This is a genomic window from Micromonospora sp. NBC_01699, from assembly GCF_036250065.1.
GTDB lineage: Bacteria > Actinomycetota > Actinomycetes > Mycobacteriales > Micromonosporaceae > Micromonospora_G.
In genome coordinates this window covers 4,093,800-4,119,850 of the sequence record NZ_CP109199.1, presented here as the reverse complement: position 1 = coordinate 4,119,850, position 26,051 = coordinate 4,093,800, and the positions used below count along the sequence as shown (strand labels likewise).

Below are 26,051 nucleotides of genomic sequence, written 5' to 3'. Positions count from 1 at the left end.
CCGGATGAACCGACCCGACCCGAATCCGTAGTAGGGGAGACCTCCCCGGTCGAGCGCCGAGCGCCGACGAGCCGGGCGGGACGGGCCGGTTTCACGAGGAGAGGTCCCACGATGGGCGGTGGCGCGCAACGGTGGCGCGGACGGTCGGCACCGGTCCGTACGGTGCGTGCGTTGACCGGGTTGGTGCTGCTGGTGCCGCTCGGCCCGGCGGTGCAGCCGGCGGGCCCCGCCGCGCATGCGACGTGGGCGGTGACCGAACCGACCTCGCCGACCGACCGCTACTACGTGGTCGGTCCGGGGGTGGGCGCACAGAAGGAGTACCTGTACGCGATCGCGGTGCAGACCCTCGGTGACGGCAACCGGTATCGGGAGATCTTCGAGCTGAACCGGGACCGGCCACAGCCGGACGGCGGGCGGATGACCGACACGCTCGAACTGCGGCCGGGATGGATCCTGCTGCTGCCGCCCGACGCCGACGGGGCCGGCGTGCGGCTGGGCAGCCCACCGGCCGTACCGGAGCGGACCCGGGACGCCGTGGCCGAGCCGGCCCGCGTACCGCCGCCGCGGGCGGTTGCCGACAACTCTCGGGGCAGCTTCGCCGGTTACCTGCTCCGGCTGGGCGCCTTCGGGCTGATGGTGCTGCTGCTCGCGGTCGCCCTGGTCGCGCTGCGCCGCCGGCGGCGTACCCCGCTCACCGCCGCCGCCCCGGCCGAGGCGGTGGCGGGTCCGGCGGAGGTGGTGGCGGGTCCGGCGGGAGTGGTGGCGGGTCCGGCGGAGGTGGGGGAGGTGCGGGCGGAGCTGGGCCAGGGGGCGGACCGGGTCGAGGTCCGGCTGACCGGCGCCGGCCGGACGGGGGACGTGCCGGCGTACGGGTGGTTGCCCGCCGGTGAGCCGTTGCCCGGCGCCACGATGCCGGTGATCCTGGGTCGGCAGGAAAACCGGTGGCTCTGGGCGGACCTGGCCCGGACACCGGACGTGCTGACCATCACCGGGTCACCGGCGGCGAGCGCCCGGCAGGCGCTCGGCATCGTGGAGCAGTTGCGGGCGGCGGGGTTCGGCGTCACCGTCGTCGGCACAGTGCTCGGCGACGACGTACCGGACGGCTGTCGCCGGGTCGACACCTTCCCGCAGACACCGGGCGACGCGGGCGGACCGGCGGGTACGGCGAACGGGCCGGGCCTCGTGGTCAGCGGCGGACTGCGTGGCGCGGACCTGCGGGTCGCGCGGGGAATGGCGGCGGCCAGCGGCGGGCGGACGGTGCCGATGCTGGTCGGGAAGGTGCTCCGGGCCCGCTGGTCGCTACTGGCCCTCGATCCGGTGGCCGCGCCGCCGCCCGACGAGCGAGATTGAACCGGAGTGCCCGTCGTGCCGTAGTGCGGGCGGGCGCCGGTCGGCGCACGGTGCGGACGGATCGCGCCCGAGCGAAGGAGAATGCCGGTGGCGGTGCGGCGGCGGTCCTCGACCCGGCGACGGTGGTTCCCGGTCCTCGTGGTCGCGATGATGTTGACACTGCCGGCGCCGGCAGTCGCCGCCCCGGTCGCACCGGGGGAGAGCTACCTCAAGTACTACGTGGTGACCTCGTCGTACCAGGGCGAGCCGGAGACCCTGGAGCGGATCTCGTTCCGCTTCCTCGGTACGGCGCAACGGGCCGACGACATCTTCGCCCTCAACGTCGGGCGTCGACAGGCCGACGGCGGCACCCTGACCGGGCCCGGCCCGCTCGCTCCGGGCTGGTTGATCGTGCTGCCCTGGGACGCGGTCGGCGAGGGGGTCCGCTACGGCCTGCTCTCCGCCGCCCAACTCGGCACCGGACCCGGTCCCGGACCGGGAACCGGGTCAGCACCTGATGGCTCCGCCGGTTCCCCGGATGCCCCGCCGGTCGGTGGGTCCACGGCGGGCAACCCGGCCGGACAGTGCCCGGCCGTCAACCGGGTCACCGGTCCGGCGCGTACCGACCGTTGGCCGGATCCGGGGCCGGCGTGGGCCCGTACCGAGGGCGAGGGTGTCATGGTCGCCGTGCTGGACTCCGGCGTGGACGGCGGTCGGGCCGGGTTGACCGGTCGGCTGGCGGTCGGCGTCGACATCACCGCCGGCAGCGCGCGGGGCGACGTGGACTGCCTGGGTACGGGTACCGCGATGGCCGGGATCATCGCCGGACGCGGCGGCGAGGGCGGTGGCGGCATCGCCCCGGCGGCCACCGTGCTGCCGGTCCGGCTGGTCACCGACACCCCGCCGGCCCGGTCCACCGACGTCGAGACCGGCATCCGGGTGGCGATCTCGGCCGGGGCCGGCGTGATCGCGCTCGGCGGCCACGTCGCGCTCGACGACCCGGTGGTGGTGGCGGCGGTCGAATCCGCGCTCCGCCACGATGTGGTGGTGGTCGCCGGTGCGGCCACCGGTGACGGGTCCAGTGCCGCCGAGCACACCGACGACCAGGCGGCCACGACCGAGCCGTCGAGAGAGCCGGCGACGGCACTGCTGCGGGTCGGCGGGATGGGCGCCGACGGACAGCCGGCCACCGGCTACCGTCCGGGAGCGGTGCAGCTGCTCGCCCCCGGCGCGGGTACGACCGCCGCCGTTGGCACCCCGTACGCGGTCGCGTACGTGGCCGGCACGGCGGCGCTGGTCCGGTCCGCCTTCCCGAACCTCAGCGCCGCGCAGGTGGCCCACCGGATCAGGACGACCGCCGACCCGGTCGGGGCGAGCACACCGGATCCCGGCACCGGCCGGCGGGTGCTGGATCCGGCCGCCGCCGTCACCGCCGTACTGCCCGAGGAGGGGCGGCCGGCCGGGGCGGCACCCGACGACGGCGATCCGGGGCCGGTCCGGGTCGCGGTTGTCGTCGTACTCGTGCTGCTGCTGGCCGCCGCCGCGGCGGTGCTGGCCCGGCGGGCCCGCCGCCCGACCACCCCCGCCGACCGCACCCCCACCCCCGCCGACGTGCCGGTCGGGTCCGGTGCGCCCGGATCTCGGCAGTAGCGCCGAACAACCCGAGGGAGCTGTCATGGCGGTACGTGTCCGCAAGCGGCCGGTCGGGCGGGTGCTCGGCTCGGCGACCTGCACGGTCCTGCTGGTGCTCGGCCTGCCGGCCGGAGCCGGGTACGCCGCCGCCGACGAGCCGCCGGCCCTGCCCACGGTGACCAACAGTTGCGTCGGGCCGTCCCCGGTCCCGTTCGCCGGGATCCCCTGGCCGGTCGCCCGGCTGGCACCGCAGGCGGTGTGGCCGCTGAGCCGGGGCGCGGGCGTGACGGTGGCGGTGGTCGACACCGGGGTCAGCGCCGTGGCGAGCGGGCTGGCCGGTGCGGTGCTGCCCGGTCGGGACGTGGTCGCCGGCGGCCCGGCCGACCGGGACTGCCGGGGCCGGGGCACCGCACTCGCCGGGATCGTGGCCGCCCGCCCGGTCACCGGCACCGGGGTCGTCGGACTGGCACCGGCGGTGTCGGTGCTGCCGGTACGGATAGTCGACGGCCAGGGGCGGTTGCAGCCGAGGTACCTGGCCGACGGCATCCGGGCGGCGGTGGCCCTGGGAGCCGAGGTGATCCTGGTCGGCACCGGGGTCGACGTCGCCGACGCCAACCTGCGGGCCGCCGTCAACGAGGCGGTGGCCCGAGACATCGTCCTGGTCGCCGCGATCAGCGACCAGCGTGGGGCGAGCCAGGCCGGTACCCCGGTGGTCTGGTACCCGGCCGGCTTCGAGCAGGTTGTCGCCGTCGGCGGGATCGACGCCGACGGCAAGCCCACCGAGCCGGTCGTGGAGAAGTCCGGGGTGGACCTGGTAGCACCGGGGGTGGCGGCGGTCAGCGTCGGGCCGAGCGGCCCCGGGCACTACCGGATCGGCGGCGCCGCCGTGGCCGCCGCGTACGTGGCGGGTGCGGCGGCACTGGTCCGGTCGTACCGGCCGGCGATGACCTCCGCCGAGATCCGGGCGCGGCTGGAGCTGACCGCCGAGCACCCGCCCGGAGTGGCGCGTACCCCGGCGCTCGGGGCGGGCGTGCTCGACCCGTACGGCGCGGTTTCGGTGCTCGACCCCGGCCAGGCGGCACGGCCGGTCGCGCCCCGACCGGCGCCGGCGGTGTTGCCGGTCGTGCCCCCGGCGGACCCGGCGGTCGGCCGCGCCGCCGGAGTCGGCGCGGCCGTCGGCGTCGGTACGCTGCTCGCCCTCGCCGCCGCAGTCACGATCCGGGCCGGCCGGCGGCGTCGCTGGCGGGTACGCTGACCGCCCCCTGGTCGGCCGGCGGTTCCACCCACGCGGTCTGGATCAGGCGGCTGCCCCGGCGGGTGCAGAGCAGTGCCCGGCCCGGTGGCAGGATGCGCGGCTTGGTGTTGCCGAGCAGCGGGCCCTCCGACGGCGGGCAGGACAGCGCCACGTCCGGGCTGTTCGTCTCCTGCAACCGCCGGATCAGCGGGTCCATCGACATCCGCATCACCCCGGCGGCCCCTCGGGTCAACACCAGGTGGAAACCGATGTCGGTGCCCTGCGGCAGGAACGGGATCAGCGGTTGCAGCGGGCTGTCGTGCCCGCTGAGCAGGTCGTAGTCGTCGACCAGCACGAACAGGCGCGGACCGGTCCACCAGTCGCGGCGGCGCAGCCGATCCGGCGTGATGTCCGCGCCCGGCACCCGGCTGCGCAGCCCCTCGACGGCCTGCGCGACCGCCTCCCTGGTCGAGTCGGGGGAGACGGAGTAACCCAGGCGGTACTCCTGCGGGATCGACTCGAACAGCTGCCGGCGGAAGTCGACCACCATGATCCGCGCCTCCTTCGGCGTGAACCGTCGGGTCACCGCCGCCGCGAGGTGGCGCAGCAGGGCGGTCTTGCCGCTCTCGGTGTCACCGAGCGCGGTCAGGTGCGGCACCTCCTCGAAGTTGTGCCAGACCGGCCGCATCCGCTCCTCGTCCAGCCCCAACACCACCCGCAGGTCACCGTCGGGCGCCGGCAGCTCGGCCGCCGGCAACACCGCCGGCAGCGTACGGACGGCCGGGGCGGCCGGGCCCTCCCAGAAGTCGCCCACCATCGTGGACAGCCCACGGGCCCCGTCCGCGACCGTGTTCGGGTCGGCCAACCCGTCGATCCGGGGCAGCCCGCCGAGGAAGTGCGTCTTCTGCGCGGTCAGACCCCGCCCCGGAATGTGCGGCACCGTCGCCGCCAACCGGAGGTCGATCGCCGAGTCCACCGGATCACCGAGGCGCAGCTCCAGCCGGGTGCCGATCTGGTCGCGCATCCCGTGGTGCACCTCCGACCAGCGGGCGGTGGTCAGCAGCAGGTGCACGCCGAAGTTCAGACCACGGGCGACGACCTGCCGGATAGCGGCCTCACCCGCCTCGAACTCCTGCCGCAGCGTGAACCAGCCGTCCACCACCAGGAACACGTCCCCGTACGGGTCGTCGGTGATCGTGCCGTCGGCCCGGCGCCGCCGGTAGGTCGCCATGCTGTCCACCCCGAGGGTGCCGAAGCGCCGCTCCCGGTCGGCGATCAGGGCGGCGATCTCGGCCAGGGTACGGCTCACCCGGTCGGTGTCCAGCCGGCTCGCGACACTGCCCACGTGCGGCAGGTCCGCGATCGACGCCAGCGCGCCGCCGCCGAAGTCGAGGCAGTAGAACTGCACCTCGCGCGGGCTGTGGGTCAACGCCAGGCCACAGATGACCGTACGCAACAGGGTGCTCTTGCCGCTCTGCGGTCCACCGGCCACGCCGAGGTGCCCACCGACCCCGGACAGGTCGACCGTCATCAGCTCCCGGACCTGCTCGAACGGCTTGTCCACAAAACCGACCGGCACCACCAGCCTGCCGTTGCCCGGCCAGTCCGGCGCCCGCAGCCCGTCCTGTGGGTCCGGGGCGAGCGCGGGCAGCAACTGGTCCAGGGTCGGTGCCGCACCCAGCGGCGGTAGCCACACCTGGTGCGCCGGCGGCCCCTGGTCGGTGAGCTGGTCCACCACGACCGCCAGCACGCTCGCCGCGTTCGCCTCCGGCTCCACCCCGTCCGGGGCGTCCGGCACCACCGAGCCCTCCTCCGGCACCCGGTACGGCACGTGGTCCAGCAGGTACGGCACCACCTGCTGCTGCACCACCTCCTGGCGTACCCGCGCGGTTTTCGGCCGGTACGCCCCGGAGACGTACGCGGCCTTGAATCGGATCAGCGTCGACACGTGCGTACGCAGGTAGCCGTTGCCGGGTTGGGCGGGCAGCTCGTGCGCGTCCGGCACCCCGATCACCGACCGGGACTCCATCGCGGAGAAGGTCCGCAGGCCGATCCGGTACGACAGGTGCGATTCGAGCTGGGCGATCCGACCGTCGTCCAGGCGCTGGCTGGCCAGCAGCAGGTGCACCGCCAGCGACCGGCCCAGCCGGCCGATCATCACGAACAGTTCGATGAACTCGCGGTGCGCGGCGAGCAGCTCACTGAACTCGTCCACCACGACGAACAGCGTCGGCAGCGGGTCGAGCGGCGCACCCTGGGCCCGCGCCCGCTCGTAGTCCAGCGCGGAGCTGAAGCCGCCGGCCTGGCGCAGCAACTCCTGCCGGCGGACCAGCTCGCCGTGCAGCGCGTCGCGCATCCGGCTGACCAGCGCCGCCTCGTCGGCCAGGTTCGTGATCACGGCCGAGGTGTGCGGCAGCCGGTCCAGCCCGAGGAAGGTCGCCCCGCCCTTGAAGTCGACCAGGATCAGGTTCAGCGTTTCCGAGGAGTGCGTCGTGGCCAGGGCCAGCACCAGCGTACGCAGCAGCTCGCTCTTGCCCGACCCGGTGGCGCCGATCAGCATGCCGTGCGGGCCCATCCCGCCCAGGGCCGACTCCTTGATGTCCAACTCCACCGGGACCCCGTCGGAGTCGATGCCGATCGGCACCCGGAGCCGGTCCGCCGGCGCCCGGGTGGCCCACATCCGGGACACGTCCAGCCGGCTCAGGTCGTCGATGTCGAGCAGGGTGGCCAGGTCGAAGTCCGAGGTCAGCGCCTCGGCCGCCGGCTCGGTGGCGATGCTGAGCCGGTACGGCGCCAGGATCCGGGCCACCGCGCGCGCCTTGGCCACGCTCAACCCGTCCGCCTTCGCCAGCGGCGAGCGGGTTTCCCGCCCCACCGCGTCGTGCCGGACCATCTCCACCCGACCGTCGGCCACGTCCAGCCAGAGCAGCTCGCGCGGGGTGGCGCCGGGCGCGGTGCCCAGCTCGACCAGCAGCGCGTTGCGGTACCCGCCGGACGCCATCCGAGCGCCGGTCGGGATCCGCCCACCGTCGCAGATCACCAGCACGTACGGTTCGTCCCGGCTGGGCGTGGCACCCTGCTCGTACCGGGGGCGGGCGGAGAAGGACTCGCCGAGCAGCCGCTCGACCTCCTCGATGTTCTCGGCGACCAGCCGGGCCGAGCCGGCGGCGTCCTGGTCGACCGGGTGCTGTACGTGCGGCAGCCACTTGGCCCACTCCCAGGCGCCGGCACCGTCACCGCCGAGGCAGAGGGCGATCAGCACCTCCTCCGGGGCGTGGAAGGTGGCGAGCTGGGCGACCAGGGCCCGGAGCACCGAACGGCGTTCGTCGTCGGCGCCGGTGATCCGGATCTGGGCGAAGCCGCGCAGGAACAGCGCGACCGGTTGGTCCTCGATCGTGCTGTACGCCTTGATGAACCGCCGCAGCGACTTGGCCGACAACGGTTCCAGGTCCTCGATCGGCTTGGTCTGCATCGGGGCGATCCGGGTCGCCAGCCGCTGCCGCCCGGTGCCGACCCGCAGTTCCAGGAAGTCCGGGTGGGTGCCGCGCCGCTCCCACCGGCGGGTCGTCATCGCCACCGACCAGAGCGTGCCCGGCTCCGGGTGCCGCCAGGCGCTCGCGTCGCGCTGCTGCCCCACGTAGCGCCGGACCCGGCGCCGGTTCTGGGCCAGGTAGCGCAGGTAGTCGCGCCGGTCGCCGCCGAGCCGCCGCTTGCGGTCGCCGCCGCTCATCGCCATCTGGCCGACCATCATGCCGCCCATCGCGACGACCAGCAGCCCGGCCATCATCCAGGTCATCGGCCCGCCCCGGGACGGGCCGACGAACATCAGCATCATCACCCCGGACATCAGCATCATCGGCAGGAAGGTCATCGCGCCGCGCAGCCCGCCGGACTGGATCTCGGGCAGTTCGGGCGGTTCCTGGAGGCTGATCTCGCCGGACGGCATCTCCGGCCCGTTGCGTCGGGCCGGACGCCGGAACACGACAGTGGTCACCGCTGAATCACCTGTCCGGGGGTCGGGCCCTGCGCACGGGGCCGGCGCGCGGTACAACGGCCCGACACCGGTGTCGGGTCAACCGGTCGGCAAAAACCTCTGCCGGTCAACCGGCCGGCAAAAAACCTCGATCGGCGGTGAACCGACGCACGGGCGGTCCGTAGTGAGGGCGTGACCATCGTCGCCAGTGGAGAGATGTGCCGGTTGGTGGTGTGTGGACCGGACCGGCAGGTCGAGGTTGCCGTACCGGCCCAGGTGCTGGTCGCCGACCTGATGCCGGCGCTGCTGCACCACCTCGGCGAGAACCTGGCCGACACCGGCCTGCTGCACGGCGGCTGGGTGTTGCAGCGGCTCGGGTCGCCGCCGTTCGACGAGGACGGCACCGTCGCCTCGCTCGGCCTGCGCGACGGTGAGGTGGTCCACCTCCGGCCGCGCTCGGAGCAGATCCCGCCGGTCGACTTCGACGACCTGATCGACGGCATCGCCACCGGGGTCCGGTCCCGCGCCGGCCGGTGGCGCCCGGAGATGATCCGCTGGGCCGCGCTCGGCCTGCTCGCCGTGCTGTTCGGGGTCGGCCTCGCGACGCTGGTTCTGCCCGGTCCGCCGACACCCCGGGCGCTGACCGCCGCCGGTCTCGCGCTGGCCTGCCTGGTGACCGCGTTCGCGGTCACCAGGGCCGGCGGGGACCGGGTGTTCGGGCTGATCTGCGCGTTCGCCGCGATCGGGTACGCCGGGCTGGCCGGCGCCCTGGTGCCGGACCTCGACGCCGGCAGCATCGGGATCCGGGTCGCCGGTCCGGAACTGTTCGCCGGTGTGGTGGCGGCACTCGCGGCGGCCAGCATCGGCCTGGCCCTGGTCGGCTGGGCCGGTCCGCTCTTCGCCGGGATCCTGACCACCGGCCTGTTCGGCGCCGGTGGGGCCGCGCTGGCCGCGTTCGTACCGCTGGCCGACGATCGGGCCGCGGCGGTGGTCGCGGTCGCGGCGACCGTGGCCGGTACGGCGGCGCCGATGCTCGCGTTCCGCCTCGCCGGGCTGCGCCTGGCCCCGTTGCCGACCGAGCCGGAGCACCTCCAGGAGGAGATCGACCCGGAGCCGAGCGAACCGCTGCTCGCCCGCACCGCCGCCGCCGACCGCTACATGACCGGGCTGTACGCCGGACTGGCGATCGTCGTCGGGACCGCCCTGGTGCTGGTCGGCTCGGCGGGCGGCTGGGCACCGGCCACCCTGGTCCTGCTCGTCGCGCTGGTCCGGGTGCTGGCCGCCCGGCCGATGAACAGCGGCTGGCACCGGCTGGCGATGGCCGCCCCGGCGGTGACCGGACTGGTCGCGGTGACCCTGGCGGCGGCGGTCGACGCGCAGCCGTGGCCCCGGCTGCTGGCGCCGGTCGCGCTGGTGCCGCTGGGGACCGTACTGCTGATGGTGGTGGCCCGGATCATGCCGGGGCGGCGGATGATGCCGTACTGGGGTCGGATGGGTGACCTGGCCCAGACCCTGGCCACGGTGGCGATGTTCCCCGTCCTGCTGGCGGTGCTGGACGTCTACGGCTACGCCCGGTCGCTGGGGGGCTGAGGCGGATGCAGTCGCGTCGGGACCAGGTGCAGGCCCAGTCGTACGTGTTGGGCCGGTTGACCTCCGCGCTGGTGGCGGCGGAGCCGGAGGCGGCGGAGAACCCGCACCGCCGGCTCCTGATCGGCACCGTCGCCGGGACGCTGATCGCCGCGCTGGTGGTCGCCGGGTTCGCCGTCTACGGCTTCCTGCGGCCGGGCGGCGCCACCGGCTGGCGCAAGCCGGGCACGGTAGTGGTCGAGAAGGAAACCGGCAGCCGGTACGTGCTGGTCGACGGCCGGCTGCGCCCGGTGCTCAACTACAGCTCCGCCCTGCTCCTGTTCGGCAAGAAACCGGCGGTCACCAGCGTCTCCGCCGCGTCGTTGCGGTCGGTGCCGCGCGGCCAGTCGGTCGGCATCGTCGGCGCACCCGACGCGCTGCCCGGCCCGACCGCCCTGTCCGGGGTGAGCTGGACGGTCTGCGCGGCGGCCGGTCGGGACGCCGCCGGCACCCTGGCCACGGCCACCACCCTGGCCGTGAACCGGAACCCGGCCGGCCCGGCGCTCGGCCCCGACCGGGGCGTGGTCGCCCGCGCACCCGGCGGGGAGACCTATCTGGTGTGGCGGGGCCGCCGGTTCATGCTGACCCAGACCTGGCTGACCCGGGTGTTCGGCTACGACGGCGCGCCGGCACCGGTCGAGCCGGGCTGGCTGGACCAGTTGCCGGCGGGTTCGGACATCGGACCGCTGGCGGTGCCCGGCCGGGGCGGGCCGGGCCCGGTGATCGACGGCGCGCAGACGCGGATCGGCCAGCTCTTCGTGGCCCGGATCGCCGGTACGGCCGAACGGCACTACCTGCTCCAGCGGGACGGGTTGAGCCGGCTCACCCCGACCGGGGTCGCGGTGGTGTCCAGTGACCCGGACACCGCGCGGGCGTACGGGGCGCGGCCGGTCGTACCGACCGAGCTGACCGCCGCGGCGCTGGCCGGGCTGCCCGGGTCGAAGGAGGCGGTGCTTCCGGGGGACCTGCCGGAGACACCACCCGCGGTGGCGCCCGCCGGCACCGGTCGGGTGTGGTGCGTACGCCACGGCGACGCGGGCGGGGCGGTCACCCTGACCGCCGAAGCACCGCTGCCGCCCGGCTCGGTCACCGTCGGGGACGGCGTCGGGGTGACCCGTACCGCCCGCAGCGCCGCGGCGGTCGCCGTCGCGGCCGGCGTCGGTGGCCTGGTCCGGCTCGGCCGGCCCGGCCAGGCACCGGGTACGAGCTACTTCGTGGTCACCGACGCGGGGATCAAGTACCCGCTGCCCGATCCCTCGGTGGCGGCGGCACTGGGTTACCCCACCTCGGTCGCGGCGACGGTGTCGCCGGCACTGCTGGAGCTGCTGCCGACCGGGCCGCTGCTCGACCCCCAGCGGGCGCGGGGGTGACCGACACGGAGAACCGGTCCGGCAGCACCGATTCCAGCAACAGCCAACCGAACGGTACGAGAGGACGTGTGTGATGACCCAGCCGAACGAGGTAGACGAGGCCAGCATCCGGCAGTTGCTGGCCGCCTTCGAGGTCGCGATGGCCGACTGCAACGCGGCCGACCGCAGTGTCGACGCGGTTTCCGGCTCGACGCCGTGGCACGGCGAGGCGGCGGTCCGCTACATGCAGGAGTTGCAGAACTGGCGCGGTGGCCTGGCCCAGGTACGCAACGGCCTGGAGCAGCTGCGGGCGTCGATGACCCAGCACCTTCAGGTGTCCAGCAACGCGGAACTGGAATCGGCCGCGCACGCGAAGTGGTACCAGGGCTGAGCCCTCGGCTGTTCCATCGTGCCGGCGCCCGCCGGCACCCCGGTGACGACGAGCAATTCCGACGAGCAGCGAGGAGTGACGCATGGCGACCTACGGCCTGAACCCGGACGGCCTGCTGGCCAGCGGTGAGGAACTGCGCGGGGTGACCCGGTCGATCGAGCAGGCGCTGGCCGACCTCGACCAGGTGGTCAACAAGTTCATCACGGCGAACGTGGGTAACACCGCGGCGTCGTACCAGACGGCGCAGAACACCTGGCACCTGGGCATGGGCCAGATGAACGCCGCCCTGAACTCGGGTGCCTCCGCGATCGACCAGATCCGTGACACCTACCAGGTCGCGGACACCCAGGGCGCTGCCCTGTTCGACGGCGCGATCTGAGTACGACGGCCGGGTGGGCGGCCAACGCGTCGCCCGCCCGCAGCGGTGTCGGTGTTCAACTTCTCTTGAGGACGGTGAATCGTGCCGATCAGTGTTGACGAGGCGTTCCTGCGGCGGGTCGCGGCGGAGAACCAACTGCTCGGGGGCGAGGCTCCCGGCGCGGCGAACGGGCCGATCGACGCAATGATCATCAAGCCCGGACATCAGAACTTCGTGGTGGGGCAGAACCTCTCCGCCGCGATCAAGGCGCAGGGCGGGGTCGTCAAGCAGCGGCTGAACCAGCTCGGACTGCTCTTCACCACCCGTGGCCAGCAACTGCGCGGGTTCGTCGACACGACCGACGACGTCGAGTCGCTCAACGAGATGACGGTCGCCGAGTTCAACGGCCGGATCCCCAACTTCTAGCCCGTACGCACCTGTCGGCACCGGGCCGGCCGGACCGGCCACTGTCGCCGGTCCGGCCGCCCCGGCACCGGTGGCCCCTCGAAAGGACGACCCATGACCCAGCCATCACCGGGAATGAACTGGGTGCCGGCGCTGAAGGACATCCTGGGTGCGGACGACGACGTCGACACCACCCGGATCACCAGCCCCGCGTGGGTCCAACTGGACACCTCGTACTGGATCTCGGCGAGCAGGCAGTACAACACCGAGGGTGCCGGCCAGCGGCCGTGGGACCACTGGATGCCGGGCGACCCGGCGCACGCCGGCTGGAACCGGATCACCCTCTACCGCAAGCGCAACACCGACACGATCGAGAACTTCCAGCTCATCCGTGGTTTCATCTCGTTCTACGAGGGCGGCGAGACCGGCCCGGCCCGGCAGGCCCAGATGTTCGTCGCGATGAGCGACGAGACCACCTCGCAGATCCTGAGCAACCCGTTCCTGGACCCGCAGAGCCTCTACGACGCCGCGCACCTGTTCTACGAGGTGACGAACTGGTTGATGAACACCGGCCAGCCGAGGGTGCAGTCATTGGTCAACGAGATCGACCAGGAGTCGAACGGGTTCGAGGGCTCGGCCGCCGACGCCTTCATGTTCGCCATGGAGGACATCAACCGGACGATGCTCTACCTGAAGGAGAACATCACCGAGCCGGACGACTGGATCGAGTTCATCAACGGCAGCGGTGACGCGGTCGGCACCTTCAAGACCGCGATGGTCGACGCCTGGACCGCGTTCAAGACGTACGAGTTCTACGATCCGAACTGGCTGGTCGGGCAGATCGTCAAGTCGATGGAGCAGCAGGTCGACGCGTACGACGCCTCGGTCAAGTTCCCCGGCTTCTTCACCGGCGGCGACACCACCGGCGGGTACGACGAGGTGTGGAACTTCAGCTTCCCCGACCAGGGGCTGCCCGGACCGTACGACCTGATGCAGCCGGCGGCGTGGCAGCAGCTCGACACGGACGCCAGGACCCAGTGGAGCAACGAGTTGGCCACGCTGAACGCGGCCTCGTTGGCGGCCACCAAGGCGTTGATGGACAACTTCGCCACCACCACCGACAAGCTGCAACGGGTGATCCCCGACCTGTACCGGGGCACCTTCTACGTCCCGCCGCCGGACCCGTCGCAGCTGCCTCCGCCCGGCGGTGGCGACGGCAACTTCGGCATCAACTCCGGCGGCAACAACGGCGGTGGTAACGAGGGCGGGATCGACACCTCGGGGCTCGGTTCCGGCGGTAACAGCGGTGGTGGCAACGGCGGCGGTGGCAACACGGGCGGGATCGACACGTCGGGCCTCGGCTCCGGCGGCAACGGCGGCGGTGGCAACACCGGTGGCATCGACACGTCGGGTCTGGGCGGCGGTGGCAGCCAGTTCGCGTCCGGCTCGAACACCGGCGGCGGTGGCAACACGGGTGGCATCGACACCTCCGGCCTCGGCGCCGGTGGTGGCGGCGGTGGTGGCAACACGGGCGGGATCGACACCTCCGGCCTCGGCGGCGGGAACCCGATCGGTGGGATCGGCGGCGGTTCGAACTCCGGCGGCCTGAATCCCGGTGGCCTCGACCCCGGTGGCCTCAATCCCGGCGGCGGCGGGACGTCGATCGGTGGGATCGGCGGCGGTTCGAACTCCGGTGGCGCGGGCGGTGGGGTCGGCGGCGGGGTCACCATTCCCGGTCTGGGTAGCGGCGGTTCGTTCACCGGCGGCACCGGCGGCGGTTCCGTCGGTGCCGGCGCCGGACAGAAGCCGCCCGGCGCCGGTCTGGGCTCGGGCCTCGGTTCCGGGTCGGGTGTGGGATCCGGGGGGTCGGGCTCGGGCTCCGGTTCGGGTTCCGGCTCGGGGATCGGGTCCGGCTCGGAGGAGGGCGCCGGCGGTGGGCTCGGCGGGGGCTGGGCCGGCATTCCCGGCCTCGACGATCCGAGCCTGGGCGGCGGCTCGTACCCGGGCGGCCAGGCTCCCTCCCAGATCGATCCGGGCAGCCTCGGCTCGGGCAACTTCCCGTCGGCCGGGTCGGTGGTCGGGCCCCTCGGCACCCCACCACCGGGGTACGCCGGCGCCGGCGCGCTCAACGGCCTTGCGATGGGCGGCGGCCTGCCCGGCGGCGGTGGCTTCAGCGCCGGTGGATACGGCCTGGAGAACCTGCCCGGCGCGATCGTCACGCCCGGTGTCGGTGCCAACGGCGCGATGGGCGGTATGGGTGGTATGCCGTTCATGCCACCGATGGGCGGCATGGGTGGCATGGGCAGTCCCGGCAACGGGGACAACAAGGAACGCGAGCGGACCACCTGGCTGGCCGAGGAGGAAGAGGTCTGGGGCACCGACCCGGACTGCGCGCCGGCCGTGGTCGGGCGCGACGACAGCTCCGAGTACGACCAGTCGGAGAACCAGACCCGGCAACCGGCCCCGACCCGCGGCCCCCGGTCGCCGTACGGACCCTCGCGGGGCACCACCCGCGGCCGTTCCTGAGCGAGAGGAGTACCGCAGCCATGTCCAGCCCGTTGCACAACCAGATCGAGCAGGCGTACGCCGAACTCGAACGCAGCCAGGCCGCGCTCGCCGGTGTGCAGGAGGAACTTGAGGGCGCCCAGACCACGGTGACGTCGAAGAACCGGGCGATCACCGTCACCGTGGACAGCCGTGGCGACCTGGTCGACATCAAGTTCCTCACCAGGTCGTACCGGACGATGCCGTCGGCCGAACTGGCCACCCTGCTGATCGAGACGATCGGCGAGGCGCGGACGAAGGCGCAGGCGGCGGTGGCGGCGAGCTTCCAGTCCGTACTGCCGACCGGGATGTCCGCACTGGACATGATCAACGGCACGGTCGACTTCGAGGAGATGATGCGGGAGGCGATCCGGATCGCGAATGAGCCGTTCCCCGGTGACGAGCCGACCGAGCAGCCGAAGGCGGGAGGCGGCAGGTGACCGAGCCGATCATCTCCGCCGACACCGCCCGGCTGCGCGCCGAGGCGTTCGCCAGCTACCTGGAGCACATGAAGGGGGTGGTGGACGAGTTCGACGCGGAACGGGCCGCGAACACCCCGGTGGTGCTCAGCGTCCGGGGCGAGGTGGACGAGGCGATCGTCAAGGACCTGGACCGGGACCTGCCCGAGACGCTGTACGTCCTCTCCGGACTGCGCGATCTGTCCCTCGGTGACGGCTCGCGGGTGGAGGAACTGCGCACGCTGCTGGAGGCGTACGAGGCGGACAACGTCGACACCGCCGGTGGCTGGAGCGAGAGCGGCAGCGGCCCCAGCCTGACCATCTGACGGACCGGCGGGGCTCGGACAACGTACGGAGGTGAGCTGGCCGAATGGCCATCGAGGCGTCGGACCAGCTTGCCGGCTTCCTCAAGTGGGTCTCCGGGGAGGACTTCCCCGGGGCCAACGAGGATCGGCTGTTCGGCATGTCCCGGGCCTACTACGGGGCGGCCGACGGCGTCGAGGCCGCGATCCCGTTGCTGGTCAGCGCCGTGGAGTCGATCCGCGAGGGCGTCTCCGGGCAGGCCGACGAGGCGTTCGTGGAGTCGATGCGGGCGTACGTCGACGAGGAACCCGGTTTCCTCGCCGCCGCCGGCCTGCACATGCGCAAACTAGGTGCGAAGAGCCAGACCAGCGGCACCCAGGTGCAGTACGTCAAGATGACCCTGATCGGCGCGATCATCCTGCTGCTGATCGAGTTCGCGGTCGCGCTCGCCTTCTCGTTCTTCAACCCCGGCGCGGCGCTCAACTGGCTGGCCGCCCGGGTGGCGATCTTCCGCTTCCTGGTCCGTACCCTGCTCGGGCGTCTGCTGATGCACGTGGTGATGAACCAGATCATCGGCATCGGCCTCCAGGTGCTACTGGACCTGATCGTGCAGCGGCTACAGATGGCGATGGGCACCCGCGACCACATCGACACGTCGCTGACCAGGCAGGCCGCGATCGCCGGTGCCGTGGGCGGTGCCATCGCGACGGTCCTCGGCCCGGCCGCGAACCGGATCTTCCGCCGGTTCGGGGGCGAGGTCGCGGACGCAGTGGTGGACAACATCCCCACGCCGAAGCCGCCGCCGAAGTCCTTCCTCGACGCCCTCCTGACGCCGGCGCCGAAACCGACGGCCCGGCAGGCGGTGGTCGAGGGGGCCGAGGAACTGGTGGTCGAGGCCGGTACCGAGGTGCTCGCCGAGGGCACTGTCAACGCCATCAACGGCGAGGGCTTCAAGGTGACCGGTGCGGCGGCCACCTCCGGCATCCTCTCCGCCGGGGCCAGCATCGCCGGCACGAACGTCGGCAACGCGATCCGCCCCGGTCCGGACACCGACCAGAACGCCGACGGTGGCGCCGACCAGCCGACCAAGGCCACCCCGACGGACGTACCAATGCCGGTCCTCACCCCCGGCGGTCCGCCGCCGGGTGGTCCGAAGGCCGGGTCGAACAATTCGGGTACGTCGACCGACGACGACCCCGACGGTACGGTCGACCCCGCCCCGCCCCCCTACACCGCGACGCCGACTCCCGTCGACACCGGTGCGGGCACCGGCCCGACCAACGGCCCCGCACCGGTGGACTCCGCACCGACGGTCGCCCCGGTCCCGACGTCGAACGGCCCGGCCCCGACCTCCGGCGGCCCGGCCCCGAGCTCGACCGGTTCGAGCCTGCCGGGCGGCCCGGTGCCGAACGGTTCGAGCATTCCGCAGGGTCCGGTGCAGACCGGTTCGGACCCTGCGAGCGGCCCGCTCCCGAGCGGTCCGGTGTCGGACGGCTCGGTGTCCGGCGGTCCGACACCGAACCCCCCGGTCACCTCCGCCAACGGCTTCGCGCCGACCGTCGAGGGTGGCGATCCGGCCGGGCCGACCACCGTCACCGGCTCGGCCAACCCCTCGCTGTCCGCCTCGCCGACCACGTCCTCCGGCGCCACGGTGACCGGCACCCCCACATCGGCCACCCCCGCCAACCCGTCGTCCACCACGGCCGGCAACGGCGTCAGCAGTTCCACCGGCCCGACGCCGGTCACGTCGAGCGCGGTGTCGAGCAGCACCACGGCAGCGGCCATGAACAACACCCCGGCAAGTCCCGCCTCTACCACCAGTTCCTCCACCAGTTCCTCCACCACCTCCGCCTCGACCTCCACCGCCTCGACGGCTACCAGCACGACCTCCACGGGGACCACCTCGACCGGGACCACGGCCACCTCCAGTAGCACCCCGCCCACCGGCGCCGGGCCGCGAACGGGTCCGACACCGATCAGCTCCGGTGCGATCGGTTCCAGCGTCACCGTCCCGGGCGCCGTCGGTTCGAACACGACCGGACCCGCCGCCGTCGATCCAACCGGTACCCGCCCCTCGTCCACCAACCCCGCACCCATCGCACCCACCCGGACCAGCCCCGCCACACCGAGCCCCGACCCGTCCCCGAGCCCGTCCCCGTCCCCCATCCCGAATCCGATCCCGATCCCGAGTCCCATCCCGGATCCGGAGGCGATCGCGCGGCACAACCCGGCCGACCCGAGCCCGATCGCGCAGAGCAATCCGCGCGACCGGCGGGCCTGGAACCGACTGCATCCGCGTACCCGGCGCAGGAACGCACTCCGACTCCCGTCCGCCGTCCGGGGCGGACCGCTGCCGGTCACATCCGTGGCGAAGACCCGGTTGACCGGCCCTGCCCAGGTGACCGACCTGACCCGTGGCGCGGACGGGACCTGGTACGCCGACGGCGTACCCCTGGTCGTGCGGCCGGTGCCCGGCCGGGCCGGTGTCGGGCTGCTCTCCGACGCCGACTGGGAACTGGTCCGGGGCCGGCCGCTACCCGAGGGCGCGGGCGCGGCGGTGCTGGTGCACGGCGCGGGCGACCGGGTCCGGGCGGCCGTCCGACAGCCCGACGGTACGACCGCCGAGGTGCTGCTCGACCCCGACCAGGTGGCCCGGATCGTGGCCGGTGCGGCCCCGCCGGACGCGCCGCTGGCACTGGTCTCCTGTGCGCCGACCGGGCTGGCCGGGGGCTTCGCCCAGCGGCTCGCCTCGGCCCGGGGTACGGACGTGCTCGCCCCGTCGGGCGACGTCGTCGCCGGCACCGGCGACCCCGCCGCCGACCTGCTCTCGGTCGGCGGTGACCCGTGGCTGCTCTTCGTCCCCGACGGGTTGGGTGGCGAAGGCTGGGACGTGCTCAACGACGACGTCGACGGCCCGGCCCGGCCGTTCGACGGGATCGTCGCGGTCGCCGGCCCGGACGGTGGGCCGGGCCTGCGGCTCGGCCGCAAACCGGCGACGACCGAGCAGGAAGCGTCGACGTCGACGCCCAGGACACCGGAGCGGAAGAAGCTCGCGCCCTGGACCAGACCCGGGGCCTCCACCTCCACCGCCTCGCCGAGCATCGCCACGACGGAGACGCCGGCCACACCGACGGAGACACCCGACAAACGAGGCAAGGCCCCGGCTCCCGCCCCGCTACCGGACATCAGCGACCTGCTCGGTGTCTACGACCGACGGCCCGAGCTGTTGTCCGAGGTCGACGGCGCGGCCGACATCGACCGGTTGGTGGCTGACCTGCGGCAGTCGGTGCAGGCCCAGGTACGGGCGCGGCTGTCCAACCGGCTGGCCCGGATCACCTACGGCGGGCGCCCGGCGCTCACCGTCGACACCACGGCGATCGAGCACGCCCTGCGCAACGACCTCCAGTCGTTCTTCGCGACCGGCGGGCGGACGTTCGACGTCCGGGACGGGTGGCGGCGCTGGCACTCCGTCACCATCGCCCCGACCCGGTTGACCGACAGCCAGCAGTGGGTGGACCAGGGCGCGGACAAGGCGAAGTACGACACCCGGGGCGACACCAACATGGCGCTCAAGGAGAACGCGACCGCCTCGGACAGCCTCGCGCTCGCCCTGGGCGGCGCGATCGGCGGCCGGTTCGGGCCCGGCGGCGCGGTCTCCGGTGACCTCGCGTTCGCCCGCGCGGCGGAGACCGCCGAATCGAGTGGCACCCTGACCGACTCCCGCAACATCCGCAGCGGCGCCGGCTCCCACCTCGTGCTGGCCTCGGTCCGGTTCTCGGTCACGGTGGACCGGGCGGGTCGGCCACCGACGTCGTCGCCGCCGGCGTACGAGACCGACGCCGCGCACCGGCAGCGGATGGCCGCCCACCCGCCACCGCCGGGCGGGCCGACCGCGTCGATCGCCTTCCGGGCCCTGGACGACATCGCGAAAGCCCCGCCGGCCGTCCGGGCGGTCAGCTCCCGGCGGGGTCGGTTCGACGTCTCCACGCTGGTGGAGAACCTTTTCCCGGTACGGATCGAGGACGCCCGGATCGACCGTCGGGATCCGCACGGCAACCCGACCCCGACCACCACCTGGAACGAGGTCGCCGAGGATGTCCTGCGACAGCTTCGACCCACCGGTACGGTCGGCGAGGGCGGCATCGGCCGGGAACAGGTCCGTTCGCTGCTGAGCGAGTCGAGCGTGCTGGGTCAGGTGCCGCTGGCCCTCGAAAGCACGGCCCACTCACCCCTGGTGCTCAGCCCGTCGCGCCGCCAGGCGGTCGCCCTGGAGATGACCTCCGAGGTCACCGCGATGGAGGTGATCGAGGACATCCCGAAGTCGTCGTTCCGGTGGCAGCCGGGCGTCACGTCCGTCGGGCGCCAGCAGCACGTCAGTTCCGTCGGCGGGGGCGGCAGCGGCGCGTTCCGTTGGGGTTTCGGGATCGCGTACGTGCAGGCCCGGCTGAGTGCGGGTTTCCGGCGGAACACGACCACCAGCGTCAAGCAGAGCAGCACCAGCCGAACCGGGACCGAGTTCAAGGACGTGAAGAACGTCCTGGCCCGGGTGCAGGTCCGGCTCACCATCGACGCGTCGACCCGGGTCAACGCGTTCCAGCGGCCGTTCCGTCGGTCCCCACGGCCGATAGTGGTCGAGCTGACCATGCTGGCCCGGATGCCTCGGGACAAGGCCGACCAACTGCTCGCCGGACCACCACCGGCCGACGACGACGCGACCGGGCGGCGCGACAAGGGCAAGAGCCGGAAGGCACCGGACGATTCCGCCCTCGACCCGATCGCCGAGGTGGAGGACGGCGGCGACGGCACGATCCCGGACCCCGAACCGGATCCGCTGCCGCCGCCGTGGGCCAGGAGCGGGGGCAACTCCGTACCGACCGGGATGGGCGGGTTCCGCGAGGTGCACGACCGTACGGCGGCGTTGGTGCGGGGGATCGGTGGCGGTTTCCTGCCCCGGTTCCGGACCGCCGGTGCGGTCCAGGCGATGGGGTACGTGAGTTCGGCGAGCGAGCGGCAGAAGAACCAGTCCGAACTGGACCGGGTGCTCTCCGTACCGGCGCTGCGGCAGAACTACACCGCGCTGCTCAACGGTGGGGTGGCGGCGGTGCTGACCCGGACGAAGTTCTGGCACACGCGGCACGTGGTGGTACACGTCACCGCCCGGCACACCCGGGACCTGACCTACTCCGGGGTGGAGAAGGGCGTCGCCGTACGCAACTTCCAGTCCAACAGCGAGCAGGACGGGGCGGCGGCCGGGGCGCAGTGGCGGGCGGCGCTGTCCGTGGAGGGCGCCTTCATCAAGCGTTTCCCGGGGCTGGAGGCGAGCGCCGCGGTGATGCCCGGCGGCGCGGTGGAGGGGCAGCGGCGGTGGGCGCAGCAGGGCGGGGTGGACACGACCGGGCAGGAGAGCGCACTGCACGGCGGTACGCCCGACTCCCAACGCTTCGACGGTGACCTGGAGCTGGTGGTCACGGTCTACACGTACAAGAATCGGTTGGGTCGCAATCCACGGGCGCGGCTCGGGCTCGGCCACCGGGCCGGACCGCTGACCCCGACCACCGCGCCGAACGCCGCCTGGGACCGGAACCAGGTACAGGTCGGCGACCGGCTGATCAACCAGTACACGCTGACCACGAGCAAGCCGGTGAGCGTGCTGTTCGCGAACAGCGCGATCCCGCGCCAGGATCTCGACGAGCTCCCGGTCACCCGGTTGGACGCCACCGACGCGGCGGACCAGTTGCCGCTGCGTCGACGTACCATGGCCGACCTGTCGACGCTGCGGGACTTCGTGGACCGGCCGGCGCCCCAACCCCCGCAACCGCAGCCGCAACCTCCCCAACCGGTACAGCCTCCGCAGCCGCGTCCGGCGGTGTTGGACTGGCGGTTCGTGGAGGCGATGCCGGGCAGCGCCGAACTGATGCGGTTGGCCCGGGAGACGGCCCTGGAAACCCAGCAGTACGACGACGGCTCGTCCCGACGCCAGCTCGGCGGGCTGCGCGGCGACGTGACCCTGGTCGAGGGAATGCCGGTCTGGGCCGAGTTGGTGGACCGTTTCTCCACCACCCAGCAGGTCGCGAACCTGGGACCGATGACCGAACAGCAGTGGGACCTGGAACCGATCACCACCGAGGCGGACGGCGGGCGGCTGAACGTGTCGGTGGCCGCCCGGCTCACCCGACCGAGGCTGGCGCCGAACCTGTCCGAGGTCACCACCGAGAATGCGCCCGGTGGCGGGGTGCAGGTGTGGGGGACCAGGACCACGGAGAACCAGATCCAGGCGCGGGCCCAGTTCGGCGTGACCGGCCGCGAGACGAGCAACAAGGAGGACAGATACAGCGGTGGCGGCACCGGATCCGGCGGCTACCAGCGGATCGTCTACTCCCGGATGACCCGGCACCGGAAGAAGGTCAGCGGGTTCATCGAACGCAACGTCAACAACCGGAAGGCCAGGACCCGCTCGTACCTGGTGGTGGCCGACCTGCGGGCGAGCGTGGTCGCCGAGGTGACGAACCCGGCCGACCTGCCCAGGTCGTTGCTGCCGGAGCCGTTCCAGCCGGCCGGTTGGGAGCACCACAAGACGGTGACCCGCAGTGCCGTGATCGAGAACGCGGTCTACCTCTGGGTCAGCGAGGACGAGGCGGTCCGGCTCGGTCTGATCGGGCGGCTGCCGAACCCGCCGGTGCCGGTCGCCATCGCCCAGGAGGTGCGGGGCCGGGAGTTCGTGCTGCCGCCCGGACGTTCGCCCGGTCTGGGGTTGCAGACGTTCCACCAGGTGCCCTCGCTGGTCGCACCGGCCATCGCCGCCCTGCGGGCGGTGGTCGCGCAGGCGAACCCCCACCCGGTGTTCGCCCGGATCCTGGCGACCCTGACCGGCATGGGGCTGTCCGATCCGATGCTCAACCGGCGGCGGCTGCTCAACGTACTGTCCCGGACCGGGTTGCCCCGGCACTGGGCGGCGCTGTTCGACGGCGGGGTGTCGCTGCTCTACCCGGAGACCGGGCTGGTCAGCCAGCGGCTGTTCGACATCCGCCTGGTCGCCGTCGTCGACCGGCCGCCCGAACTGGTCCGCTTCGTCGCCGACCACAACGACATCGACGTACGGACGGTGGGCGTCGGGGGTGGGGGGAAGACCGTTCGCAGCGGGCGCGGTGACGCGGTCTTCGGGAACGTCGCCGGCTCGGCGATCCTGAACCCGGAGGGCAAGCCGGCGGCACTCGGCCTCGGGCACCAGTACGGCTACGGCTCGCTCGTGCTCAGCTCGAACAGCTCCGAGTCGGAGGTCCGGACCACCGACATCAGCTCCGGGCGCGGGGTGAAGGCGAGAACCCGGCTCCAGCCCCGGTTCGAGATCCGGATCTACTACCGGGGTCGACCCGTACGCGGCGGGGTGGTCTCCTTCCAGGCGCCGGTGACCATCGACCGGTGGGCCACCAACCTGCGGATCCGGCAGGCCGGCGCGGTGGCCCGGCCGCCCGCCGAACCCGGCGACCCGGGCGCGTACCAGCTTCCGGCGAACCAGCTGCCCGCGCCGGACCAGCGGACCGGTCGGCTCCGCTCGCCCGGCTGGCGGGAACGCAACGGGATCCTGGTGCCACCCCGGTTCGCGCCGGAGGACATCGACGGTGCCGGGGTGCTCCAGGCCGCGGTGAACAACATGCTCCAGGGGGTGTCGAACCGGCTGGCCCAGGCTGGCTACGCCGGCGCCCACCAGGTGCACCAGGGGCTGACACCGGAACTGCTGCTGCCGAACGCGGGCGACCTGCTGGACGTACTCGGGCTGGAGTTGCCCGAGGTGCCGAGCGCCGCCGTGTCGATGAAGGGGGCGGTGGTCCGGGTCCGGCTGGTGCCGGTGGCGGTCCGGCTGGCCGGGGTCGACGCCGGCGTGTACCGGGAGCACGTGAAGCAGGCGACCACGGCCGGCGGCAGCGGTACGAACGCGCTGATCCAGTCCACCCAGGCGCCCCGGCTGCTGCTCGGTCGCGGTTACCTGGGCGACCCGTACCAGGCGCTGGAGACCAGCGGCGCCGGTCCCTCCACCGGGGAGACCGCGGCGGCCGGCTCCGGTGAGGAGGGCGGGGCGACCGGGTTCGGCAACGTCAAGCCCGAGGGTCCGTCGGCCGCGGTCGCGTACGTCTGCCAGCCGGTGATCGAGGTGACCCTGCCCGAGCGGATCCGGGTGCTGCTGCCGGCCCGGCAGCGCGTCGACCGTCCGCTGGACCCGGTGACCGTGGTGCTGCGGATGGGGCTGGAGGACGCCCGCCAGGTGCTCGCCATCGACGACAGTGACGCCGTACGGCCGGGGATGCGGGACGCGTTCGACCGGATCGTGGCCCATGACCGGATGCTGCACGCCACCGGGGAGCGGTTCGTCGCGGCGACCGACGCCGAGGAGGCGGCCAGGTACCGGCTGCAAGGCGTCCGGGAGCCCGTGCTGCGGGACCGGCCGATGACCAGGCCGGAGGCGAGCGGGGCACGCGACGAGGCCCACGAAACGTGGCGGGAGGCGGTCGAGGAGCGGGAGCGGATCGAGGCCGAGTGGTGGGAGCTGCTCCAGACGCACTCCGAGCTGCTGGACGACTTCGAGGCCACGTACGTCGCCGTGCCGCACCACGTGGCATTGGTCGCGGACGACCTCGGCGACACCGACGGCGACACCGACATCGACGGTGACAGCGACGACGGCGACGGGTTGCCGCCGATCGACCGGGACGCGTCCCCGCTCGACCGCGACGCGTCCCCGACCGACCGGGACGCGTCCCCGATCGATCGGGACGTAGCGAGCACACTGACGCCTTCCCGGCGGCGGGACGGCGAACGGATGACGGAGGCCATGGTCCGGTCGAAGGCCGGCCCGCTCCCGGTCGACACCGGCCACCTGACCCGGCTGAGGAGGGACGCCGACACGACGCTCCGGCGGGACGCCGAGCGGAAGATCGTCGACCGCGAGGCCATTGGCAAGGTGCTCGGCATCGGGGGGATGGCGAACGTGATCGAGGACCCCGCCCCGCCCCATCCGATCCCCCGGTTCCCCCGGATAAGGGTCGGCGTCGGTCAACTGACCGACGCGATCATCCGTCCGTACGCCGGGCCGCTGCCCGGACGGCCGGCACTCATGGCCGAACTGCGCGACCGGGTCACCGCCGCCCTGAACAACGGACTGGGCGAGCAGTACGCCGCGCAACTCGCCGCCCGGATAGCGGCGACACACGGGGTCACCGACCAACCCATCGAATCCCTTGGAGAGCCGGCATGAGCGAAAGCGGGCGGATGGCCGCCTTCCACCACCTGCTACTGCGGGCCGACGGCACGATGCCCGACGAACTGGTCGCCGAAGCCCGTACCTGGCTCGCCGCCGGGATGCTGGTCGACGTCGCCCAGGCGATCGTGTTCACGGCCATGACCAGCCGGATCCCGCTCAGCCCGGCGGACATCGCCCTGCTCGGCGGGACCCTCGGCGAAGCCGGCGGGGACACCGACCTGCTGACCGGGATCGAGACCGCCGACGACGAGATCATGCCGCTGTACGGACTCGCACCGGTCGGCCCGGAGGTGCTGGCCGAGTACGGCGAGCGGATCCCGTACAACATCGATCTGACCCTGTCGGACCGCGGCCCGGCGGGTCCCGACGAGGTCGACGCCGCGCTGGCCGGCGCGATCGGCGACGGGCCCGGCCCGTTGGCCCTGTGGCGCTGCTGGCGCTACCCGGCGCTGGACACCCAGTGGCCGCCGGCCAAGCGAATGTACCTGGTGTACGCGACCGACCCGACCGGCGGCGACGGCCTGCCCGCGATCACCGCCCGCCTGCAACGCGTGCTGGTCGACGCGGGTGAGGTCGACCCCCTGGTCACCGTCTTCGCCGACCCCGACACGCTGCCCATGTTCCAGCGCACCGCACTCGGCTTCGCCGCCCTGCTCTGGACCGCCGAGCCACAACCCGAGATCCGGATCGCCCCGCTGTTCGACCCGCTCGTGGGGGACCAACCGCAAGCGGCGACGCTCGACCACGATGAGCGGGACCGCATCCTGCGGTATCTCCGGCACGGGGTGCCGCTCGTGATCACCACCACGCTGCTCGACGACGTGGTGGACCCGGCCCGGGGCGCGGCCGTACCGATGAGCTTCCGCACCGACGGAACCTGGGTGTGGAGCGACGCCGTCGCCTACTACCTCGACCGGCACGGGCTGGCACCGACGGCCGAGTTCACCGAACACATCCGCGCCGGCCGGTACGCCATGCCCGAGGTCGGCGTACTGAGCCTGCACCGGACGCTGGCCGCCGTACAGGCACCGGTCGCCGAATCCGCCGTAGACCCGGTCGGGCTGACAACCGGATGACCCGGGGATCGTCGTGAACCGGACCGGGGTGGCGTGCGTAGTGCAGGCGACCGGACAGTGAACAGCGCCATCCGCCGGGACGGCGGTCGGACCAGGGCCAGGCTGGGAAGGGGGCGG

At 73.2% G+C, this 26,051-nt stretch carries 14 protein-coding genes; 13 read left to right on the top strand and 1 reads right to left on the bottom strand.

Going from position 1 to position 26,051, the window contains the following annotated elements; all coding sequences use genetic code 11:
• Positions 1–171: 171 nt before the first annotated feature.
• The 3 genes from OG792_RS17855 to OG792_RS17845 all read left to right on the top strand — a co-directional run bounded on the left by OG792_RS17855 (position 172) and on the right by OG792_RS17845 (position 4,216).
• Positions 172–1,350, top strand: coding sequence for a LysM peptidoglycan-binding domain-containing protein (locus OG792_RS17855; protein WP_329110973.1), 1,179 nt, complete (start codon positions 172–174; stop codon positions 1,348–1,350).
• Positions 1,351–1,437: 87 nt separating this feature from the next.
• Entirely contained in the window at positions 1,438–2,979 is a 1,542-nt protein-coding gene (locus OG792_RS17850; RefSeq protein ID WP_329110971.1) for a S8 family serine peptidase, read from the top strand.
• A gap of 25 nt (positions 2,980–3,004) precedes the next feature.
• Entirely contained in the window at positions 3,005–4,216 is a 1,212-nt protein-coding gene (locus tag OG792_RS17845; protein ID WP_329110970.1) for a S8 family serine peptidase, read from the top strand.
• On the opposite strand, the gene eccCa is transcribed toward OG792_RS17845, so the two are convergent.
• On the bottom strand, positions 4,173–8,141 hold the full coding sequence (gene eccCa, locus OG792_RS17840; RefSeq protein ID WP_329111310.1) for a type VII secretion protein EccCa: 3,969 nt from the start codon (positions 8,139–8,141) through the stop codon (positions 4,173–4,175). The genes OG792_RS17845 and eccCa overlap by 44 nt on opposite strands.
• A gap of 219 nt (positions 8,142–8,360) precedes the next feature.
• Here eccCa and eccD point away from each other — a divergent pair, with 219 nt between their 5' ends.
• From eccD to OG792_RS17790, 10 genes are all read left to right on the top strand, one after another.
• Positions 8,361–9,758, top strand: coding sequence for a type VII secretion integral membrane protein EccD (gene eccD, locus OG792_RS17835; RefSeq protein WP_329110968.1), 1,398 nt, complete (start codon positions 8,361–8,363; stop codon positions 9,756–9,758).
• A 5-nt stretch (positions 9,759–9,763) separates the two neighbouring features.
• Complete coding sequence (eccB, locus tag OG792_RS17830; protein WP_329110967.1) at positions 9,764–11,164, top strand: type VII secretion protein EccB; 1,401 nt, start codon at positions 9,764–9,766, stop codon at positions 11,162–11,164.
• A gap of 73 nt (positions 11,165–11,237) precedes the next feature.
• On the top strand, positions 11,238–11,534 hold the full coding sequence (locus OG792_RS17825; RefSeq protein ID WP_329110966.1) for a hypothetical protein: 297 nt from the start codon (positions 11,238–11,240) through the stop codon (positions 11,532–11,534).
• An 82-nt stretch (positions 11,535–11,616) separates the two neighbouring features.
• Entirely contained in the window at positions 11,617–11,913 is a 297-nt protein-coding gene (locus OG792_RS17820; protein ID WP_329110964.1) for a WXG100 family type VII secretion target, read from the top strand.
• 81 nt (positions 11,914–11,994) lie between these two features.
• Positions 11,995–12,318, top strand: a complete 324-nt coding sequence (locus OG792_RS17815) for a hypothetical protein (RefSeq protein ID WP_329110963.1) — start codon at positions 11,995–11,997, stop codon at positions 12,316–12,318.
• Positions 12,319–12,411: 93 nt separating this feature from the next.
• The gene (locus tag OG792_RS17810) at positions 12,412–14,823 is read left to right on the top strand and encodes a hypothetical protein (protein ID WP_329110962.1); all 2,412 of its coding nucleotides are present in this window, start codon (positions 12,412–12,414) and stop codon (positions 14,821–14,823) included.
• A 20-nt stretch (positions 14,824–14,843) separates the two neighbouring features.
• Entirely contained in the window at positions 14,844–15,281 is a 438-nt protein-coding gene (locus OG792_RS17805; protein ID WP_329110960.1) for a YbaB/EbfC family nucleoid-associated protein, read from the top strand.
• Complete coding sequence (locus OG792_RS17800) at positions 15,278–15,625, top strand: hypothetical protein (RefSeq protein ID WP_329110959.1); 348 nt, start codon at positions 15,278–15,280, stop codon at positions 15,623–15,625. The genes OG792_RS17805 and OG792_RS17800 overlap by 4 nt, the downstream gene beginning before the upstream one ends.
• A 44-nt stretch (positions 15,626–15,669) precedes the next feature.
• Positions 15,670–24,852, top strand: coding sequence for a WXG100-like domain-containing protein (locus OG792_RS17795; protein WP_329110958.1), 9,183 nt, complete (start codon positions 15,670–15,672; stop codon positions 24,850–24,852).
• Entirely contained in the window at positions 24,849–25,934 is a 1,086-nt protein-coding gene (locus OG792_RS17790; RefSeq protein WP_329110956.1) for a hypothetical protein, read from the top strand. The genes OG792_RS17795 and OG792_RS17790 overlap by 4 nt, the downstream gene beginning before the upstream one ends.
• Positions 25,935–26,051 lie beyond the last annotated feature (117 nt).

Excerpts from the sequence above, each read along its gene's own strand:
- OG792_RS17805 (WP_329110960.1), top strand. The coding sequence starts at position 14,844 with ATGTCCAGCCCGTTGCACAACCAGATCGAGCAGGCGTACGCCGAACTC.
- OG792_RS17820 (WP_329110964.1), top strand. The coding sequence starts at position 11,617 with ATGGCGACCTACGGCCTGAACCCGGACGGCCTGCTGGCCAGCGGTGAG.
- OG792_RS17845 (WP_329110970.1), top strand. The coding sequence starts at position 3,005 with ATGGCGGTACGTGTCCGCAAGCGGCCGGTCGGGCGGGTGCTCGGCTCG.
- OG792_RS17790 (WP_329110956.1), top strand. The coding sequence starts at position 24,849 with ATGAGCGAAAGCGGGCGGATGGCCGCCTTCCACCACCTGCTACTGCGG.
- eccB (WP_329110967.1), top strand. The coding sequence starts at position 9,764 with ATGCAGTCGCGTCGGGACCAGGTGCAGGCCCAGTCGTACGTGTTGGGC.
- OG792_RS17825 (WP_329110966.1), top strand. The coding sequence starts at position 11,238 with ATGACCCAGCCGAACGAGGTAGACGAGGCCAGCATCCGGCAGTTGCTG.
- OG792_RS17795 (WP_329110958.1), top strand. The coding sequence starts at position 15,670 with ATGGCCATCGAGGCGTCGGACCAGCTTGCCGGCTTCCTCAAGTGGGTC.
- eccCa (WP_329111310.1), bottom strand. The coding sequence starts at position 8,141 with ATGCCGTCCGGCGAGATCAGCCTCCAGGAACCGCCCGAACTGCCCGAG.
- OG792_RS17810 (WP_329110962.1), top strand. The coding sequence starts at position 12,412 with ATGACCCAGCCATCACCGGGAATGAACTGGGTGCCGGCGCTGAAGGAC.